The sequence below is a fragment of the Pseudomonas cerasi genome, assembly GCF_900074915.1.
Taxonomy (GTDB): Bacteria; Pseudomonadota; Gammaproteobacteria; order Pseudomonadales; family Pseudomonadaceae; genus Aquipseudomonas; species Aquipseudomonas cerasi.
Genome location: NZ_LT222319.1, coordinates 41,323 through 57,198, shown reverse-complemented (window position 1 = coordinate 57,198; position 15,876 = coordinate 41,323). Strand labels below are relative to the sequence as shown.

Here is a 15,876-nt window from a genome sequence, read left to right as displayed (position 1 = left end):
GTTAAAGTGGACTCATTGCCAATACGGCTCAACCCATTCGCCCAATACTGCAACTGGAGCACTTCATGACCCAGACCAATTTCCGCAGCGGCCCCGACGCCAATGGCCTGTTCGGCTCATTCGGCGGCCGCTACGTGGCTGAAACCCTGATGCCGCTGGTGCTAGACCTCAACCGCGAGTACGAAGCCGCCAAAGCCGACCCGGAATTCATCAAGGAGATGGCCTACTTCCAGCGCGATTACGTGGGCCGTCCAAACCCGCTGTACTTCGCCGAGCGCCTGACCGAGTTCTGTGGCGGCGCGAAAATCTACTTCAAGCGTGAAGAGCTCAATCACACCGGCGCGCACAAGATCAACAACTGCATCGGCCAAGTGCTGCTGGCCAAACGCATGGGCAAAAAACGCCTGATCGCGGAAACCGGCGCCGGCATGCACGGCGTTGCCACTGCTACCGTTGCTGCACGTTTCGGTCTGCCTTGCGTGATCTACATGGGTGCTACCGACATCGAGCGTCAGCAGGTCAACGTGTTCCGCATGAAGCTGCTGGGCGCTGAAATCGTTCCGGTCACTTCCGGCACCGGCACCCTGAAAGATGCGATGAACGAAGCGCTGCGTGACTGGGTGACCAACGTCGACGACACCTTCTACCTGATCGGCACCGTGGCAGGCCCGCACCCTTACCCAGCGATGGTCCGTGACTTCCAGGCCATCATCGGCAAGGAAACCAAAGAGCAGATGCTGGAGAAGGAAGGTCGTCTGCCGGACAGCCTGGTCGCCTGTGTCGGCGGCGGTTCCAACGCCATGGGCCTGTTCCATCCGTTCCTGGATGACGCCAGCGTGGAAATCATCGGCGTTGAAGCGGGCGGCCACGGCGTCAGCACCGACAAGCACGCGGCCAGCCTGAACGGCGGCGTACCGGGCGTGCTGCACGGCAACCGTACCTACCTGCTGCAGGACGGCGACGGACAAATCACCGATGCGCACTCGATCTCTGCCGGTCTGGACTACCCAGGCATCGGCCCGGAACACGCATTCCTGCACGAAGTGAAGCGCGTCGAATACGTCAGCATCACCGATGACGAAGCGCTGGATGCTTTCCATCAGTGCTGCCTGCTCGAAGGCATCATCCCGGCGCTGGAAACCGCTCACGCCCTGGCCGAAGCCATGAAGCGCGCGACCAACCTGCGCGATGATCACCTGATGGTCGTATGCCTGTCCGGGCGCGGCGATAAAGACATGCAAACCGTCATGAACCATATGGCAGCCGCCGAACACACTCAGGAGCAGCTGGTATGAGCCGTCTAGAACATCGTTTCGCCCAGCTTAAAACCGAAGGTCGTGCGGCGCTGGTCACCTTCATCACCGCCGGTGACCCTGGCTACGACACCTCGCTGAAAGTACTGAAAGGCCTGCCTGCGGCGGGTGCTGACGTGATCGAGCTGGGTATGCCGTTCACCGATCCGATGGCCGACGGTGTGGCGATTCAGCTGGCGACCCTGCGTGCTCTGGACGCTGGCCAGACCCTGCAGAAAACCCTGCAAATGGTCAGCGAATTCCGTGTCGACGATCAGACCACGCCGATTGTGCTGATGGGTTACTACAACCCGATCCACCGCTTTGGCGTCGAAGCCTTCGTGGCGCAGGCAAAGGAAGCGGGCGTTGACGGTCTGATCATCGTTGACCTGCCTCCTGAGCACGACGCCGAGCTGGCGACTCCTGCACAGGCGTCCGGCATCGACTTCATCCGTCTGACTACGCCGACCACCGATGATGCGCGCCTGCCGCGCGTGCTGGAACGCAGTTCCGGGTTCGTTTACTACGTGTCGGTCGCCGGTGTGACCGGGGCTGGCTCGGCCACCACCGAGCACGTCACTGAAGCCATCGCTCGCTTGCGCCGCCACACCGATCTGCCGATCAGCGTCGGTTTCGGTATCCGCACACCCGAGCAGGCCGCGGCGATTGCGCGTCTGGCTGACGGCGTAGTCGTGGGCTCGGCCTTCGTCGACAAGATCGCCAGCGCCGAGTCGCCGGAGCATGCCGTCGACGGCGTGCTGACGCTGTGCGCGGCACTGGCCGAGGGCGTACGTAGCGCTCGTCGCTGAGGGTAAAGTTTCTGATACAGAGGAATCAAAGCCTGAGCGGCGGCTCTATGTAGCAAGACATAAGGGGTTCATGACCAGCGTCATGAACCCCTTTTTGCTGCATTGAGTGAAGCTGAGGAAACACCATGAAACTGCCAAACCGTTTTATCACCGGACTGGGTATCTTGATGACCAGCGCCAGTCCGCTGCTGCAAGCTGCACCACCGGATCAACGCGGTGATGGCCCGGACGACAATCGTGGCGTTCAACAGCCGGGGCCGCAGAGCAATGGCGGGCATAACGAGCATGGCAATGACCGTGGACCGGGTAATGACAATGGCCGGGGTCCGGACAAAGGCCCGGCCAGCCAGCCAGGCAGACAGGCGCATCAGGACAACCGCGGCGGCAACCGCCCACCGCAGGATTTCGGCCCGGTACGCGAGACCTTCCAGCAACACCGCGACGTCATCGGCCGGGGCCAGCCACTGCCGCCTGGCGTACACATCGCCAAGGGCCGTCCGTTGCCCCCTGGTTACGGCAAACGCCTGGACAGCCGCTCGCTGCAATACCTGCCACATTATGACGGCTACGAATGGCGCCGCCTGGGTACCGACGTCGTACTGATCGCCGTGGGTTCTGGGATTGTTTACGCGATTCTGGATGGCGTGTTGAATTGATGGGTGCTGCTATGCGGAGCGTCAAACAAGGCACTCCCACGCTGGAGCGTGAGGAACGATAATCTCGACTATCGTGCGACGCTCCGCGTCGCATGCCGTTCTGGACGCTCCGCGTCCGATCTTGAGGGCCGCCCAGCGCAGAAACCAGCCCAGCTCAACCCTGCTTCTGGTTAACCCGCGACAAAAACGTCATCAGCGCTCCCGACACAAAATCCGGGTTCTCCAGATTGGCGATATGCCCTGCCTCAGGCACCAGCACGTAAGGGCAGCCGATCAGGCTGGCCATCTCGCGGGTTTCTTCAGGCGGGCGCGGGATGTCCGCATCGCCACACATTACCAGCGTGGTGTCGGCATTCAGTTGTTCGATCAACACGAGCCGGTCATCACGACCGAAAATCATCCTTCCCAGTGGTACGATGGACTGACGCAACTGCTCGGTATTCATGCCGGCAAGCGCTGCACGAAACGACGTGTACACAGGCGACTGCGGATCAATGCCGGGACGGAAGAAAATCGGTACGACGATATCCAGCAGCGGCTCAGGAAAGGTCCCGACCTCTTCCAGCTTGTCGAGCAACGAGAAGTAATAGGCTTTCTTGGCTTCGGTCTCTTTGCCCAGATAGGTGTCCATCAGCACCAGCCCGGTGATGCGCTCTGGCGCGAGCAGTGCAGCGATCGCGCCCCACATACCGCCGACCGACAGCCCGACGATGCTGCAACGCTCGATATTCAAATGATCCAGCAGCGCCAGCGCATGCCGCGCCAGATCATCGAGGTTGCGAGTGCCTTCGGGAAACCCGCTGGAATCTCCGTGCCCCCACAGATCCGGCACGATCACCCGATACTGGCTGGCCAGGGTATCAATCTGTGCACTCCACATCGCCTTGTCCCAGAGATAGCTGTGACCGAGCACTACCACCGGGCCCGTGCCCTGGTCGGAATAGTGAAGTGTCTTCCCGTCGATGAGTAGATCCGGCATTTCTGATGATCCTCTGTTCTGGTCTTTCAGCATTCGGTTCAGGCAGCCTGGGGCAGGGCAACGATGATATTCACGCGTATGCATGACCATTTTGTTGATGTGCGCGCGGCGATGGACCGAGCGGTCACTTTTCAGCGGGGCAATGTTACACCGCAATCGACGGCAATGGCCTGCCCGCCAGCGAAACCCCGCTCAACGCCTGCTCGCTGGCCAGCCAGTCCACGAATTGCTGAACGATCTGCACGCGGCGTTTGCGCTGGGGCAGGACAACGTAATAGCCCTGGCCGGAAATCGCCGCGCCGGCGATAGGGCGGCAGAGCAGGCCCTGATCGAGCAGGTCGTCGACCAAGTGCTTCCAGCCGATGGCGATGCCCTGTCCGCCGATGGCCGCCTGGATCAGCAGGGTGTAGTTGTCGAAGCGCAGTTGACCGGGCGCGGGGGCCTGAGGGATGTCCAGCGCGCGGAATACGCCCGCCCAGTCGAACCAGTGGTTGATGCTTTCGCCACGCAGGTGCAGGAGTGGAAAGTCGCGCAGCGCATCGTTGGGCAGCGGCGTCTGGCGCCCGGCGATCAGTTGCGGGCTGCACACCGGGAAGACCTCTTCGCTGAACAGCCAGTGGCTTTCGCCCTGTTTGAAGCGCCCGTCACCGAACAGCACCGCAACATCGATATCAGCACGTAACATGCTGTGGGTACGCTCGCTGGTGACCAAGCTGACGTCCACGTCCGGGTTAACCTTGTGGAAACGGTGCAGACGCGGCATCAGCCAGTAGGCGGCGAAGGCGAAGTCGGTCGCCACTTGAAGCACTTCGTGCTGGTGGTGTTCGGTAATGGCTGTCAATCCGCTGTCGATGGATTGCAGCCCGGCCTGCACATGGCTGAATAGCACTTCACCGGCGTCGGTCAATTCGATGCCACGGTAGATGCGGTCGAACAGACGGGTAGCGAGTTGCTCTTCGAGGCGCTTGATCTGCTGGCTGACAGCGGGCTGTGTCGTGCCCAGTTCGAGGGCTGCCGCTGTGAAGCTGCGCAAACGCGCCGCGACTTCAAATGCACGCAGCAGATCGAGTGACACATCGCCGAAAGATTCAAACATTAGCTGGGCTTATCCTAGGTATTGCTGTGTATGGGCTTTACCCTGAAACGTATGGACTCCATCCTCATACCCGGCACTTTCGCATAACTTTTCACAATGGGATGCAGCGATTACATGAAGCGCAAAAATATTCTGTTCATCATGGCCGATCAAATGGCCGCGCCAATGTTGCCGTTTTACGCCCGGTCCCCGATTCTGATGCCGAACCTGAGCCGCATGGCCGCCAATGGCGTAGTGTTCGACTCGGCGTATTGCAACAGCCCCCTTTGCGCGCCGTCGCGCTTCACCCTGGTCAGCGGCCAGCTGCCGAGCAGGATCGGCGCGTACGACAACGCAGCTGACTTCCCGGCCGACATCCCTACTTATGCCCACTACCTGCGTGCGCTGGGCTACAAGACCGCCCTGGCAGGCAAGATGCATTTCTGCGGGCCGGACCAGTTGCATGGCTACGAAGAACGCCTGACCAGTGACATCTACCCGGCCGACTATGGCTGGTCAGTCAATTGGGACGAGCCGGATGTGCGGCCAAGCTGGTATCACAACATGTCATCGGTATTGCAGGCTGGTCCGTGCATTCGCACCAACCAGCTGGATTTCGATGAAGAGGTGCTGTTCAAGTCCCAGCAATATCTGTACGACCACGTGCGCCAGGACGGTGATGCGCCTTTCTGCCTGACCGTTTCCATGACTCATCCTCATGACCCGTACACCATTCCCAAGCCGTTCTGGGACCTGTACGCCGACGAAGAGATCCCGATGCCGCCGCCGCACGCCAATCAGGCCGCGCTGGACCCGCATTCGCAACGGCTGCTCAAGGTCTATGACCTGTGGGACAAGCCCATGCCGACCGACAAGATTCGTGATGCTCGCCGCGCCTACTTTGGCGCGTGCAGCTACATCGACCTCAACGTCGGCAAGCTGATGCAGACGCTCGATGAAGTCGGGCTGGCGGAAGACACCATCGTGGTGTTCTCCGGCGATCACGGCGACATGCTGGGCGAGAAGGGCCTCTGGTACAAAATGCACTGGTTCGAAATGGCCGCGCGCGTGCCGCTGGTGGTGTACGCGCCGGGCCAGTTCAAACCGGGACGGGTCAGTGCGTCGGTGTCGACTGCCGACCTGCTGCCGACCTTCGTCGAAATGGCCAGCGGCAAACTGGACGCCGGTTTGCCACTGGACGGACGTTCGCTGATGCCGCATTTGAAACGCAAGGGCGGGCACGACGAGGTGTTCGGTGAATACATGGCCGAAGGCACCACCAGCCCGCTGATGATGATCCGTCGTGGCGCGTACAAATTTATCTATTCGGAACAGGACCCGTGCCTGCTGTTCGATGTGAAGAAGTACCCGAAAGAGCAGAAGGACCTGAGCCAGTCACCCGCCCATGAAAAGCTGTTCAATGACTTCCTGGCCGAAGCTCGGGCCAAGTGGGACATCCCGGCGATACACCAACAGGTGCTCGCCAGTCAGCGCAGAAGGCGCTTCGTCGCCAAATCGCTGGCAACCGGCAAGCTGAAGAGTTGGGATCACCAGCCACTGGTCGACGCCAGTCAGCAGTACATGCGCAACCACATTGATCTGGACGATCTGGAGCGCAAGGCACGTTTTCCGCAACCTTGACCCTGCCCACACCAAAAAAACCAAAGGGGTACATCAATGAAGAAGTTATCCACAGCCGTTGCGGTCGCGGTCATGACCTTCGGTAGCCTGGCAGCGCAGGCGGAGGACGCCAGTTGCAGCACCGTGAAGATGGCCGATCCCGGCTGGAGTGACATTGCAGCCACCAACGCCATTACCAGCGTGGTCCTCGAGGGCCTGGGCTACATGCCCAAGGTCGATACCCTGGCCGTGCCGATTGCCTATGGCGGTTTGAAAGACGGCAAGCTGGATGTGTTTCTAGGTAACTGGATGCCGGCGCAGCAGGGCTTTTACGACAAGTTCGTGGCCACCGGAGATGTGACGCAACTGGCGAAAAACCTGGAGGGCACCGAATTCACCCTGGCTGTACCGGATTACGTCTGGGAAGCCGGTGTGCATAACTTTGCCGACCTGAACAAATTCGCTGACAAGTTCGACAAGAAGATCTACGGCATCGGTTCCGGTGCGCCTGCCAACCTGTCGTTGCAGGAGATCATCAAGAAGAACGAATTCGACCTGGGCAAATGGAAGCTGGTGGAATCCAGCGAGACTGCGATGCTCGCCGAGGTCAATCGCAACGTGAAGAAAAAAGCCTTTGTGGTGTTCCTCGGCTGGACGCCGCACCCGATGAACGTGCAGATCAAGGGCATGCACTACCTCAAGGGCGGCGAGAAATATTTCGGCGACACCGGCTCGGTCTTTACACTGACCCGCAAGGGTTATGCTCAAGCCTGCCCGAACGTCGGCAAGCTGCTGACCAATCTGAGCTTCACCCTGGACATGGAAAACAGCATCATGGCCGAAGTGGTCAACAAGAAGGTCAGCAACAGCGAGGCGGCGAAAGCCTGGATCAAGGCCAACCCGGCGGTGCTGGACAAGTGGCTGGAGGGCGTACAGACCGCTGATGGCAAGGACGGCCTGGCGGCGGTGAAGGCCAGGTTGTAAGCGTAAAGCCTTGAGTGCGCTGCGTGACGAAGGTCTGTGACGCGGAGCGTCACCCAAGGCATTACCACGCTGGAGCGTGAGGAACGACAGGCGTCCGACTATCGTGCCCATGCTCCACGTGCCGTTCTGGGCGCTCTGCGTCCTCTACGTTCAATTCAACCGAGGGACCGATGCGCTGGCTCAATCGCCATAAATTCCTACCCTTTCTCGCCTGGCTGCCGCAGCAGAATCGCGCCAGCGTCGGGCGTGATGCGCTAGTGGGCCTGAGTGGCGCCATTCTGGCACTGCCGCAATCCATCGCTTACGCACTGATCGCCGGGCTGCCGCCTGAGTACGGTCTCTACGCTGCAATTGTTCCAGTCCTCGTGGCCTGTCTGTGGGGATCGTCCTGGCACCTGATCTGCGGGCCGACTGCGGCTATTTCCATCGTGCTATACGCCAGTGTCAGTCCGCTCGCCGTCCCGGCCAGTCAGGACTACATCATGTTGATCCTGCTGCTGACCTTCATCGCTGGCGTATTTCAGTTGTTGCTGGGGATGATGCGCTTCGGTGCACTGGTAAATTTCGTTTCGCACTCGGTGGTGCTGGGTTTCACGCTGGGCGCTGCGGTGGTGATTGCGCTGGGGCAGATGCCCAATCTGCTGGGCATTGATCTGCCGAGTCAGACCACCGCCCTCAAAAGCGTGAGCGCCGTGCTCGAGCATCTGCGTGAGGTCGATCTGTCTTCGCTGATGCTCGGTCTGTTGACCCTGGCGCTGGGTATCGGACTCAAGCTTCTCGTGCCTCGCTGGCCGACGCTGTTGATCGCACTGGTGTCGAGCAGCCTGCTGGTGTGGCTGTGGCCGGCGATGTTCGGCCATGTCCGTGTGGTCAGCGCCTTCGTCGGCCATCTGCCGCCCTTCAGCCCGTTGCCGCTGGATCTCGAACTGATCCTCAAGCTGCTGCCGACCGCCGTGGCGGTGGGCATGCTCGGGCTGGTCAACAGCCTATCGATTGCCCGCTCGCTGTCAGCTCGTTCGCAGCAGATGCTCAATGCCAATCAGGAAGTGCGTGCCCAGGGGCTGTCGAACATGGTCGGCTCGCTGTTCTCCGGCTACCTGTCAGCCGGGTCTTTTACCCGTGCGGCATTGAGTTACGAGGCAGGTGCGCGCTCGCCGTTGGCGGGGGTGTTTTCCGCGCTATGGGTGGCGCTGTTCGCAGTCGCCGGTGCCTCGTTGATATCGCACATTCCGATCCCGGCCATGGCCGCCTCAATTCTGCTGATCTGTTGGGGGCTGGTGGATCGCCGAGGCATTCGTGCGCTGTTCCGCGTCAGCCGCGCCGAGTTTTTAGTGATGGCGCTGACCTGTCTGGCCACCCTGCTGCTGGAGCTGCAAACCGCGATCTACGCCGGTGTACTGGCCTCGCTGTTTTTCTACCTCAAGCGCACCTCGCAACCGCGTGTCCAGCAATGGCGCGAGGGCGACGAGGAGGTCCTGCGGGTCGGCGGATCGATCTTCTTCGGCGCCAGCCACTACCTGCAAACCCGCCTGCAACGTACCGAAGGTGTGCGAGTGGTGATCGATGCGCAGCAGATCAACTTCATCGATTACTCAGGCGTGGAGATGCTTCATCAGGAAGCCAGACGTCTGGGCCGGCAGGGCAGAGTGCTGGTCCTGCGCAATGCCAGGCCGCAAGTGATCGAGGAACTGCACAAGCTGGAAGGGGCGGAGAAGTGCCCGATTCTGTTTGAGGATTGAGCCATGAATCATCGTCGCGATGCTCTGCGTTCTACAAAGGTCCCGATGAGCCCGTAGATTTGGCTTCTGCCCGGAGGGCGTGGGAGCGAACTTGTTCGCGAAAGGACAGGTATAATCGCCGAAAATACATCATCTGAAATACCGCCTTCGCGAACAAGTTCGCTCCCACGGCCTTCGGCCAGAATCAAAAGCGGACTTGTGTATAACTCGGAGCATTGGCACGATAGTCCGCAGATAGCCGATCAACCCGCAGCCAGCAATCTGCGCAACTCAGCCAGCACCGGAGCCGATTCCGGACGCACACCGCGCCACAGCAGGAAGGCTTCTGCGGCCTGCTCGGCCAGCATGCCCAGACCATCCACCGCCTGCGCCGCGCCGTGTTCGGTGGCCCAACGGCAAAAAGCAGTGGGTTCGTTGCTGTACATCATGTCGTAGCAGAAGGTCACTCCCGACTGGATGAGGCTGGGCGCAATCGGTGGCAACTCTCCGGCCAGGCTGGCCGAGGTGGCGTTGATGATCACGTCCACCGACTCTTCAAGCCAGTCGTAGCTGCTGGCGAATACCGGCCCGAGGTCGGCAAACTCCTGCGCCAGTCGTTCGGCTTTCTCGACCGTACGATTGGCGATCACCAAGGCAGCGGGCTGTTGCGCAAGCAACGGCTCCAGCGCACCACGCACCGCACCGCCTGCGCCCAGCAACAGAATGCGCTGACCACGCAGGCTGCGACCGCAATTGACCGTCAGATCACGTACCAGCCCGGCACCGTCAGTGTTATCACCCAGCAGGGTTCCGTCGTCGAGCTTGCTCAGGGTGTTGACCGCCCCGGCGCGCTGCGCACGCTGGGTCAGACTGTCGGCAAGGCGCCAGGCTTCTTCCTTGAACGGCACAGTAACGTTGGCACCGCGCCCGACCTGGAAAAACGCCTGGGCGAACGCGGTGAAATCGTTCAGCGGTGCCAGCGAGGTCTGGTAATCCAGCGTTTGCCCGGTTTGCTCGGCAAACAGGCGATGAATCAACGGCGACTTGCTGTGGCCGATGGGATTACCGAAGACGACGTACTGGTCCATGTGTGTTCCTGATCTGTTTGCGTGTGCAGCACCTTGCGGCGGTGAATCGGCTCAGTTTTCGGCCAGCCAGTCCCGATCAGTGAGGAAGTATTCGGTCAGACGCGCCTCTTCGCTGCCCGGCGCGGCCTTCCAGTCATAACCCCAACGCACTTGCGGCGGCAGCGACATGAGGATCGATTCGGTACGCCCACCCGATTGCAGACCGAACAACGTGCCGCGGTCATACACCAGGTTGAACTCGACGTAGCGACCACGACGGAATTCCTGAAACTCACGCTGCTGCACGGTATAGGCCGCCGCCTTGCGCCGCCGCACGATCGGCAGATACGCATTGATGAACGCATCACCGATGGCACGAATGAACGCGAAACTGGTGTCGAAATCCCACTGGTTCACGTCATCGAAAAACAGACCGCCGATGCCGCGCGGTTCATCGCGATGCTTGAGGTGGAAGTAACTGTCGCACCAGGCCTTGTAGCGCGGGTAGACATCCTCACCGAAGGGCGCACAGGCGCGCTCGGCGACCCGGTGCCAGTGCACGCAGTCTTCCTCGACGCCGTAATAGGGCGTCAGGTCGAAACCGCCACCGAACCACCAGACGGCCTCTTCACCTTCTTTCTCGGCAATGAAGAAACGCACGTTGGCGTGGGACGTCGGCACATGCGGGTTGTGCGGATGGATCACCAGCGACACGCCCAGCGCCTCGAAACCACGCCCGGCCAGTTCAGGCCGATGAGCGCTGGCAGACGGCGGCAGATTGCTGCCGAAAACATGGGAAAAATTGACACCGCCTTTCTCGATGACCGTGCCATTCTCGATCACACGCGTGCGACCACCGCCGCCCGCCGGACGCGTCCAGGCATCTTCCATGAAGTGTGCGCTGCCATCTTCCTGTTCAAGCGCAGTGCAGATACGGTCTTGCAGGTCGAGCAGGTAGGCTTTTACGGCCTCGGTACGGGTACTCATGAGGATCCCTTACGGCTGACGTCAAACGGCTGAGCCCTCGCAGCAAAAGAGGCGCAGGCAAATTGGCGCGTAGCATACCATCGGCAGCGCGGGCTGGCAGTTGACGAGGGTCCGGGGATGGAGTCCGATGGGGGCTTTCGCAGCTTGTTTTAACCATCAAGGAGAGAGCACATGGCAAAGCGTATCCAGTTCAGCGCTGTCGGAGGACCCGAGGTTCTTAAATATGTCGATTTCGAGCCGCAGGCTCCGGGGCCGCAGGCGGTGGTTGTGCGTAACAAGGCCATTGGCCTGAATTTCATCGATACCTATTACCGCAGCGGGCTGTATCCGGCGCCGTCGCTGCCTTCCGGCCTCGGTGCCGAAGGGGCGGGGGTGGTCGAGGCGGTGGGGGCCGAGGTGACGCGCTTCAAGGTCGGTGATCGTGTCGCTTACGGCACCGGGCCGCTGGGGGCGTACAGCGAAGTGCACGTGCTGCCTGAAGCGAATCTGGTGAAGCTGGCGGACTCGATCAGTTTCGAGCAGGCCGCAGCCCTGATGCTCAAGGGCCTGACGGTGCAGTATCTGCTGCGTCAGACATATCAGGTGAAGCCGGGCGAGACCATTCTGTTTCATGCTGCTGCGGGTGGTGTGGGTTCGCTGGCCTGCCAATGGGTCAAGGCGCTGGGCGCCAAACTGATCGGCACGGTCAGTTCGCCGGAGAAGGCCGCGCACGCCAAGGCGCTGGGTGCCTGGGAAACCATCGATTACAGTCACGAAGACGTCGCCAGGCGCGTGCTGGAGCTGACCGACGGCAAGAAATGCCCGGTGGTCTACGACGGGGTGGGTCAGGACACCTGGCTGACGTCACTCGACTGCGTGGCACCACGTGGGCTGGTGGTGAGCTTCGGCAATGCGTCCGGGCCGGTCTCGGGCGTGAATCTCGGGATTCTGGCGCAAAAGGGTTCGGTGTATGTCACCCGCCCGACACTGGGCTCTTACGCCAACAATGCGCAGAACCTGCAGGCCATGGCGGACGAGCTGTTCGACATGCTCGCCAGCGGCAAACTCAAGGTCGACGGCATTCAGCAGTATGCTCTGAAGGATGCCGCCAAGGCGCAGACCGAGCTGTCGGCCCGGCGTACCACTGGCTCGACCATTCTGATTCCTTGATCGTCTGCCCTTGAATGCGCACTGTGTGTGCCAGCGTCAGCCGGCGCGCACAATCTGCGCGGTAGCGATATCCCGTATCACGCTGGGGTTTCGACGCCCGCCCAGGCTGCCGCCGAGAACCCCGTCGATCTGCCCGCGGAAGTACTGCTCGACGCGCAATCTCGAACGCGCGGCCGGGCGACCCGCCGGGTTGGCCGAGGTGGAGATCAACGGACCGACCAGTGCGCACAGTTCACGTACGGTCGGGTGATCGGTAACACGCAGCGCCACGGTTTCGTGAATGCCGGTGATCCACTCGGGCAGCAGGTTCTGATGCGGTACCAGCCAGGTGTTGGGCCCAGGCCAGGTGCTGGCCATGCGGTCGAGCCACAGTTCAGGGAAGTCTTCGAACAGGAAGTCGAACTGGCGAATGTTGTCGGCAATCAGGATCAGGCCTTTTTCCACCGGCCGTGACTTGATCGCCAACAGACGATAGACCGCTTCTTCATCCCACGGATCGCACCCAAGCCCCCAGACTGCCTCGGTCGGGTAGGCAATCACCGCACCGGCTCGAATATCCTGAGCGGCTTGTTGCACTCGCCAACTGCTGACCATTGTTTGTCTCTCCACTGAATCCTGGCGGCAGTTTAACCTCAGGGCGCTCTGGCGAACCATCGTCCTGCTTCACAGCTTATGCGTCCGTCCAGTTCCAGTTCGGTCAGGCCAGCCAATACCTTGGGTAATGGCCATCCGCATGACACCGACAGCCCCTCGCTGGTATGCGGTGCGGCGTGCAGCAGCGCCAACAGTGGATGATCGCAAGGGGCAGGCTTCGCCGGCGTGACGGGATCGATGCCGGGCGCAACACGTTTCCAGTGCTGCAAGCCTTCAAGAATGTGTTCGACGGTCTCGATCAGTGTCGCGCCGTCTCGTATCAACTGATGACAGCCCTTGGCGCCAGGGTGATGAATCGAGCCGGGTATCGCGTAAACCTCTCGTCCATGCTCGGCGGCCAGCCGCGCGGTAATCAATGAGCCGCTGGCAACAATGGCCTCGACCACCAGTATGCCCAGCGACAGGCCACTGATGATTCGGTTACGTCGCGGGAAGTTGCTGGCCTGTGCTGCGGCGTCCAGCGGAAACTCGGAAATCACGGCGCCGCCCTGGGCCGCCATCTGTGCTGCGAGCGCGCGGTGCTGCTGTGGATAAAGTTTTTCGAGCCCGGTGCCAAGCACGCCGATTGTAAGCCCCCCGACATCCAATGCGCCCTGATGCGCGGCACCGTCAATACCTCGCGCCAAGCCGCTGGTGATCACAAAACCGGCAGCCGCCAGGCTGCGCGCAAAAGCGCTGGCGGTGTCGAGTCCGGGTCGGGAGGCGCGACGACTGCCGACCATTCCCAGTTGCGGACGCTCAAGGATCGAAGGGTCGCCGGCAATGAAGATCAGCGGCGGTGGATCTGCGATCTGCGCCAGCAGCGCGGGGTAGCCGGGGTCGTCCCACATCAGCAAATGCTGGGCCGGACGCTCCAGCCAGGCCAATGCGGCACTGGCGCCATCACGTACGGAGGGGGCACGACGCGCCTCGGCACAGACACCTGGAATGCCCAGCGCACGCCATGCGCTGGCCGGCGCACTGAGCGCCGACGAGGCCGAACCGAAAGCTTCAATCAGTCTGGAAAAGCGTTTCGGCCCTATCTCGGGCAAGCGGTGCACGCGCAAACGCGCTTCCAGCTCTGCAGGCGAAGAGAGGGCATTTTCGAACAATGGCATGAGATCGTCCCTGATCCATCGTGCATCTCAAGTGATGCACAAACCTGTGGATAACTCTGTTGACAACAATTTGATAAGTGTCTGGTTCGTCACACAAATCCGTGTCAGATCTGAAACATGCGTCTACGGATTGCGAACCTTGTCCATGATGGCCAAAGATCGGTTGGCTTGCAGGACCAAGGCGTAACTAAGCTTGTCGTAGGTACGGAAAACCATCAGCAGACCGGCCCGTTCGTCGGGGATTTTTACCAGCTCACCGGTGATTCGGTCGCGCACGGTTTCACTGGTCTTGTAGATCGCCAGCACGTTGCCCTCGGTCAGACCGTCGCGTTTGCCCTTGTCGAGCGTGACCACATCCAGCACGCTGACCTGAGTGACGCCGCGTGGCACATCCAGAATCAAACCTTCTATCGGCGCCTGCGGAGCGCTGGGCAGGAACGTCGAGTTGATGGCCCGCTCTTCGCTGCTGAACAAGCGATCGCCCAGACGCACTTCCTGCGTGGAGCGCTGCAGAATCAGGGTCGAGACGTCACCTTCGGTGGCAACCACCTCGGCGCTGCCGACGTCATCGGCGTTGATGCCCAGTACTTCCTTGGTCTCCGGATCGATGTAGGTCTTGCCCTGACGGAAGATGCCATAGACGCTGTGCGCCGAGTCCAGCGCGCCCCGTGCATAGGCACGATCACCGTTGCCACTGAGCACGCGCTCGGCATTGCCCGCAACGATGTAGGGGGCTTTCTCGAACTGCTCGGCGTTGTCGACAATCCGGTTGCTGATCAGGAATGCGTTGATCGCCCCCAGCGGAATGCTCGGAATGGCCTCGACCATCGGCGTACTGCGCACACGCGGTGACAATTTGATGGTCCCGCGCGACTCGCCCCGATTGAGCGTCACACGCGGCTGACCATCGACCCAGGTCAGCGCGAGGGTGTCACCGGGGTAGATCAGGTCGGGATCATGGACTTGCGGATTGGCCCGCCAGATCTCGCGCCATTTCCACGGTTCACGCAAGAACTTGCCGGAAATGTCCCAGAGTGTGTCCCCGGCGACAACGGTGTAGCTTTGCGGATAGCCTTCCCTGAGTTGCACTTGCGCCTGCGCAAGACCGCTGGCGGTCAGCAGCAGCAGGGCGAGTAGTGATTTCCTCATGCGGTGAATCCCTTTATCATGTTGCCTCACGCGAACCCTAGAGTCCTGTCCTGGGCTGCCTGCCTTGAACTCCCGGGCCCGGCACCCAACATTGACTTTACCTTAACAGTGCAGCTCTTACGTATATGGCCATTCTAAACATCCTCGAATTTCCCGATTCGCGCCTGCGCACTATCGCCAAACCTGTGGCGATGGTAGACGAAGGCATTCGCCAGTTGGTCGACGACATGTTTGAAACCATGTACGAAGCGCCAGGTATTGGCCTGGCCGCGACTCAGGTCAACGTCCACAAGCGCGTGGTCGTCATGGACCTGAGCGAAGACCGCAGCGAACCGCGGGTCTTCATCAATCCTGAAATCGAAAAGCTGACCGACGAAATGGATCAGTATCAGGAAGGCTGCCTGTCGGTTCCCGGTTTCTACGAAAACGTCGACCGCCCGCAAAAGGTTCGCGTCAAGGCGCTGGACCGTGACGGCAAGCCTTACGAACTGGTTGCCGAGGGCCTGCTCGCCATCTGTATCCAGCATGAATGCGATCACCTGAACGGCAAGCTGTTCGTCGATTACCTTTCCAACCTCAAGCGTGACCGGATCAAGAAGAAGCTCGAAAAGCAGCACAAGCTCAACGCCTGATCCGTCGT

15 protein-coding genes are annotated in these 15,876 nt (G+C 60.8%); 8 read left to right on the top strand and 7 right to left on the bottom strand.

Annotated features, from left to right (window positions below):
* Positions 1 to 65 precede the first annotated feature (65 nt).
* From trpB to PCPL58_RS02660, 3 genes are all read left to right on the top strand, one after another.
* Entirely contained in the window at positions 66 to 1,295 is a 1,230-nt protein-coding gene (gene trpB / locus PCPL58_RS02670) for a tryptophan synthase subunit beta (RefSeq protein ID WP_065348756.1), read from the top strand.
* Entirely contained in the window at positions 1,292 to 2,101 is an 810-nt protein-coding gene (gene trpA / locus PCPL58_RS02665; RefSeq protein ID WP_003432715.1) for a tryptophan synthase subunit alpha, read from the top strand. The genes trpB and trpA overlap by 4 nt, the downstream gene beginning before the upstream one ends.
* A 125-nt stretch (positions 2,102 to 2,226) precedes the next feature.
* Positions 2,227 to 2,757, top strand: a complete 531-nt coding sequence (locus PCPL58_RS02660; RefSeq protein ID WP_065348755.1) for an anti-virulence regulator CigR family protein — start codon at positions 2,227 to 2,229, stop codon at positions 2,755 to 2,757.
* A 154-nt stretch (positions 2,758 to 2,911) separates the two neighbouring features.
* Here the strand turns inward: PCPL58_RS02660 and PCPL58_RS02655 are convergent, their stop codons facing one another.
* A complete protein-coding gene (locus PCPL58_RS02655) occupies positions 2,912 to 3,736 on the bottom strand; it encodes an alpha/beta fold hydrolase (protein WP_065348754.1) in 825 nt (274 codons plus the stop codon).
* A gap of 145 nt (positions 3,737 to 3,881) precedes the next feature.
* Complete coding sequence (locus PCPL58_RS02650) at positions 3,882 to 4,832, bottom strand: choline sulfate utilization transcriptional regulator (RefSeq protein ID WP_003367782.1); 951 nt, start codon at positions 4,830 to 4,832, stop codon at positions 3,882 to 3,884.
* 114 nt (positions 4,833 to 4,946) lie between these two features.
* Between PCPL58_RS02650 and betC the strand changes: the two genes are divergently transcribed.
* The 3 genes from betC to PCPL58_RS02635 all read left to right on the top strand — a co-directional run bounded on the left by betC (position 4,947) and on the right by PCPL58_RS02635 (position 9,154).
* Entirely contained in the window at positions 4,947 to 6,452 is a 1,506-nt protein-coding gene (betC, locus tag PCPL58_RS02645; protein WP_065348753.1) for a choline-sulfatase, read from the top strand.
* A gap of 36 nt (positions 6,453 to 6,488) precedes the next feature.
* On the top strand, positions 6,489 to 7,415 hold the full coding sequence (locus PCPL58_RS02640; RefSeq protein ID WP_065348752.1) for a choline ABC transporter substrate-binding protein: 927 nt from the start codon (positions 6,489 to 6,491) through the stop codon (positions 7,413 to 7,415).
* Between the two features lie 170 nt (positions 7,416 to 7,585).
* On the top strand, positions 7,586 to 9,154 hold the full coding sequence (locus PCPL58_RS02635; protein ID WP_065348751.1) for a SulP family inorganic anion transporter: 1,569 nt from the start codon (positions 7,586 to 7,588) through the stop codon (positions 9,152 to 9,154).
* A gap of 242 nt (positions 9,155 to 9,396) precedes the next feature.
* On the opposite strand, the gene aroE is transcribed toward PCPL58_RS02635, so the two are convergent.
* The gene (gene aroE / locus PCPL58_RS02630) at positions 9,397 to 10,221 is read right to left on the bottom strand and encodes a shikimate dehydrogenase (RefSeq protein WP_003432721.1); all 825 of its coding nucleotides are present in this window, start codon (positions 10,219 to 10,221) and stop codon (positions 9,397 to 9,399) included.
* Positions 10,222 to 10,272: 51 nt separating this feature from the next.
* Entirely contained in the window at positions 10,273 to 11,187 is a 915-nt protein-coding gene (gene hemF, locus PCPL58_RS02625) for an oxygen-dependent coproporphyrinogen oxidase (RefSeq protein ID WP_003401477.1), read from the bottom strand.
* Between the two features lie 171 nt (positions 11,188 to 11,358).
* On the opposite strand from hemF, the gene PCPL58_RS02620 reads away from it, so the two are divergent.
* A complete protein-coding gene (locus PCPL58_RS02620; protein WP_065348750.1) occupies positions 11,359 to 12,336 on the top strand; it encodes an NADPH:quinone reductase in 978 nt (325 codons plus the stop codon).
* A 36-nt stretch (positions 12,337 to 12,372) separates the two neighbouring features.
* On the opposite strand, the gene tsaC is transcribed toward PCPL58_RS02620, so the two are convergent.
* From tsaC to PCPL58_RS02605, 3 genes are all read right to left on the bottom strand, one after another.
* Positions 12,373 to 12,930 (bottom strand): L-threonylcarbamoyladenylate synthase type 1 TsaC, encoded by a 558-nt coding sequence (gene tsaC / locus PCPL58_RS02615; protein ID WP_003340101.1) that lies wholly within the window; start codon positions 12,928 to 12,930, stop codon positions 12,373 to 12,375.
* Between the two features lie 38 nt (positions 12,931 to 12,968).
* Positions 12,969 to 14,087 (bottom strand): DNA-processing protein DprA, encoded by a 1,119-nt coding sequence (gene dprA, locus PCPL58_RS02610; protein ID WP_065348749.1) that lies wholly within the window; start codon positions 14,085 to 14,087, stop codon positions 12,969 to 12,971.
* A 123-nt stretch (positions 14,088 to 14,210) separates the two neighbouring features.
* A complete protein-coding gene (locus tag PCPL58_RS02605) occupies positions 14,211 to 15,236 on the bottom strand; it encodes a LysM peptidoglycan-binding domain-containing protein (RefSeq protein WP_065348748.1) in 1,026 nt (341 codons plus the stop codon).
* Between the two features lie 125 nt (positions 15,237 to 15,361).
* Here PCPL58_RS02605 and def point away from each other — a divergent pair, with 125 nt between their 5' ends.
* Complete coding sequence (def, locus tag PCPL58_RS02600) at positions 15,362 to 15,868, top strand: peptide deformylase (protein WP_002551333.1); 507 nt, start codon at positions 15,362 to 15,364, stop codon at positions 15,866 to 15,868.
* Positions 15,869 to 15,876 lie beyond the last annotated feature (8 nt).